Below are 3,212 nucleotides of genomic sequence, written 5' to 3'. Positions count from 1 at the left end.
GATTCAAGGCGCAGCAGCCAGTCCACCGCCGCGCGGTTGGCCTCATCGGCCTGACGGGCGCTCATGCCTGCGGGGTGTTCAGGCAGTGCAAAAATGCCCGGCGCAGGTCGCGCTCGACCGTGGCCAGGGAAATGCCCATGGCGTGGGCGATCTGCGGCTGCGTCAGCCCGTCCAGGCGGTGCAACAAAAAACAATGGCGGGCGCGGTTCGGCAGGCCATCGAGCAACTGATCGATGAGTTCCAGCGCTTCACGCACCATCGCCATGTCTTCTTCAGACGGCATGAACTCGGGCTCAAGGCCCGCCAGTTCTTCGTGATAGGCACGCTCCAGCATGCGCCGGCGAAACACATTGTTGAGCAGGTTGCGTGCGATGGTGGTGAGAAACGCCCGTGGCTCCTGCAACGCCGTGAGCTGGCGCGAGGTGAGGGCGCGCACGAACGTGTCCTGGGTCAGGTCGGCGGCATCATGCGGGCAATTCAACTGGCGATAGAGCCATGCACGCAACCAGCGATGATGATCGCTGTACAAGTCGGTCAGGACAGATCGGGAATCGCCGGGGCTGAGCACGTGCACACCTGAAATGAATGGTAACTAATCTCATTATCTTTTGTGCTTACGATAAAAAGCAATTGCCGGCTGTACATCTTTGTAAGACTGGTTTGATGTGGGAGCGGGCTTGCTCGCGATGGCATCGCCACGGTTGATCTGAAAAACCGCATTGCCTGCATCGCGAGCAAGCCCGCTCCCACAGGGGGGGATTCAACCGATCTCGTTCAGCTTCGGTATCAGCAACTCGGCCACGTGTTTTGCTTCGTCAATCAGCGGCCAGCCCGACAGAATCAGCGCGCTCAGCCCGGCCTGTTGGTGATACGCCTCGACGTTCTGTGCAATGGCGTCTGCGTCGCCCACCAGGTACGCCGCCGATGAGCCGGTGCCGAAGATGTCCAGCGACGACCAGGCGCTCATCCCGGCAAACAGGCTGTTTTCCAGGCGCAGCGACTCCAGCGGCGGCAGTTGCCTCTTGAGGATGTAATCCACCCACTCCTGGCGCTGCGCATCCGGGGCGCGGTAGCTGGCCAGGGTCTGTTCACCTTTGCTGCGCCGGGCCACCACTTCTTCGAGTTTGCTGCGCAGCAGGTCGACGCCGGTGGTTTCGAACAGGGCATAAAAGGCCTTTTCGGCCTCGGAGCGGGTCTTGCGCACGGTCACGCTGGCCAGCGCGCCCATGTCGGCAAACTCACGGCCTTGGCTGTGGGCCGAAGCGCGGGCGGCGTCGAAGCGGTCCTTAATGATCGAGATCTCGCGCAGCATCAGCAGGTACACATCGACCACTTTGCCCGCGTGTTCAACACCGGCCTGAGACTCTCCCGTGCCCCACAGCGGCACGCCGCCCGCTTGCGCAGGTTCGAGGCTGAAACGGGTATTGGGGAACAGCGACGGATTACCCGCCAGATAGTGCTCCTGAAATGCCTTCCAGTAATGTTCGGCGCTTTTATAGCGGTCGTCGTGACCGGCGGTGAGGTTGTAGGTCTTAGCCCGTTCTTCGCGGCCATTGATGTGGTTGAACAGCAAACGCCCGCCGCTGAGTTTTTCAAAGGTCAGGGCTTGTTCGGCCAGCAACTTGGGTGCGGTCATGCCCGCGTAAGCCGCCACCAGAAAACGCATTTTTTCGGTAAAGCCCACCACCGAAGTGGCAGACACCAGCGGGTCGTTGGGCCATGTGGCCACCAGCGCGCCATAAAAACCGCCCTGGTCGATGGTCTCGGCCAGTCGGCGGTAGCGATCGAAATCCACCGGGTAGATGCCGTCTTCCATCCAGGGGTAATGACCGTCGGCCATGCTGAGGTACCACAGTGCTTTAATTGCCATCAGTCGTGTTCCTGATTCAAGGGTTCGAATTCGGTTGGAGGTCCATCGCCAATGCCGGGTCAGCCGACCACTCGCACAGCGAGCCGTCGTAAACGCTCACGTGTTCAACGCCCACCAGAGCCAGAGCCAGGGCAAACCCCGCCGCCGTGATGCCGCTGCCGCAATACAGCACCCACTCAACCTGCGGGCGTTCGATAAACGGCTGCAACGTTGCCAGCAGGGCGGGGCGCGGGACAAAGGCGTGGGTGTGCGGGTCGATCAGCTCGATATACGGCAGGTTGAGGCTGGTCGGGATATGGCCGGGGCGTGCGTATTTACTTTCTTCGCCGCGAAACACCGGGCGGCGCAGCACGTTGAGCAAACGGGCGTTGTGTTGCCCGGCCACTACCTGCTGCACGTAAGCGCGATCGACGAAATACCCCGGTGTGTCCACCGCCGTGAAGTCGCCGGGGCTGTTGGCTGCGGGCGTGGTGTCCAGCGCCAGCCCGCGAGCGAGCCAGGCGCGCAAGCCGCCCTCCAGCACAAACACCTGGCTGTGGCCGAAGCTTTTCAGCAGCCACCAGATCCGCGCGGCCCAGATCCCGTTTTCGCGATCGTAGATCACCACCGTGCGCTGGTTGCTCACCCCCAGCGCACGCATGGCCGAGGTGAAGGCCTGGGCATCGGGCCGTGTATAAGGGAACGGCGCCGACGGGTCCGACAACTGATTGGCCAGATCGGCCAAGCGCGCCCCCGGCAAGTGGCCAGCGGCAAAAGGCTCGCGCAACCCTGTGGCACTGACTTCCAGCACGCTCCAGTGATCGGGTTGGGCCAACAGCGCATCAAGGCTGAGTAACGGGCGGGTCATATACCTGTCCTGAAAAGCCAAAAACCCTGTAGGAGCGAGCTTGCCTCGCGATCTTTTGATCGTTAAAAGATCGCGAGACAAGCTCGCTCCTACAGCTCGTGTTTACAGCGGCGAGGCCTCAAACCGGGCCTTGGCGCGGATCAGGTCGGCATCCACCGCATCCAGCCCGTCGATAAACGCCGTGGCAAACGAACCGGGCCCTTTGGCTGTGGCTTCAGCCAGTTCGGCGGCCAGGGCAAAGTGCACATGGGCGCTCACCAGCGCGGTCAGGTAATCGCTGGCCACAGCGGTGTACGCCGCCACCAGCGCACCCAGCGAGCAACCCGACGCGGTCACTTTGGGCAACCAGGCGCTGCCACCGGCGATCTTGATGAGCCACGGGCGCGGCGGGTTTTGTGCATCAGCGACCCAGCCCACCACATGGTCAATGGCGCCCGAGGCCGACACGGCGGCGGTGTGCTCCAGCAACTGCACGGCGGCGGGCACTGCCTGTGC

Annotated in this window: 4 protein-coding genes; all 4 read right to left on the bottom strand. The window is 62.5% G+C overall.

Translation table 11 applies throughout. From position 1 onward, the window contains the following. Window positions 1-61: 61 nt before the first annotated feature. Entirely contained in the window at window positions 62-568 is a 507-nt protein-coding gene (locus GHO25_RS25280) for a sigma-70 family RNA polymerase sigma factor (RefSeq protein WP_178110236.1), read from the bottom strand. 192 nt (window positions 569-760) lie between these two features. After that, entirely contained in the window at window positions 761-1,870 is a 1,110-nt protein-coding gene (locus GHO25_RS25275; RefSeq protein WP_153393281.1) for an LLM class flavin-dependent oxidoreductase, read from the bottom strand. 16 nt (window positions 1,871-1,886) lie between these two features. Next, a complete protein-coding gene (locus tag GHO25_RS25270; RefSeq protein WP_153393278.1) occupies window positions 1,887-2,717 on the bottom strand; it encodes a sulfurtransferase in 831 nt (276 codons plus the stop codon). Window positions 2,718-2,819: 102 nt separating this feature from the next. After that, window positions 2,820-3,212, bottom strand: a 393-nt coding sequence (locus GHO25_RS25265; protein WP_178110235.1) for a hydroxyethylthiazole kinase, incomplete at its 5' end; no start/stop codon positions are given.

The sequence above is a fragment of the Pseudomonas sp. FSL R10-1350 genome, from assembly GCF_009600525.1.
GTDB classification, from domain to species: domain Bacteria; phylum Pseudomonadota; class Gammaproteobacteria; order Pseudomonadales; family Pseudomonadaceae; genus Aquipseudomonas; species Aquipseudomonas helleri.
The sequence above is the reverse complement of the archived record's forward strand: the minus strand, read 5'-3'. Positions and strand labels throughout refer to the sequence as shown.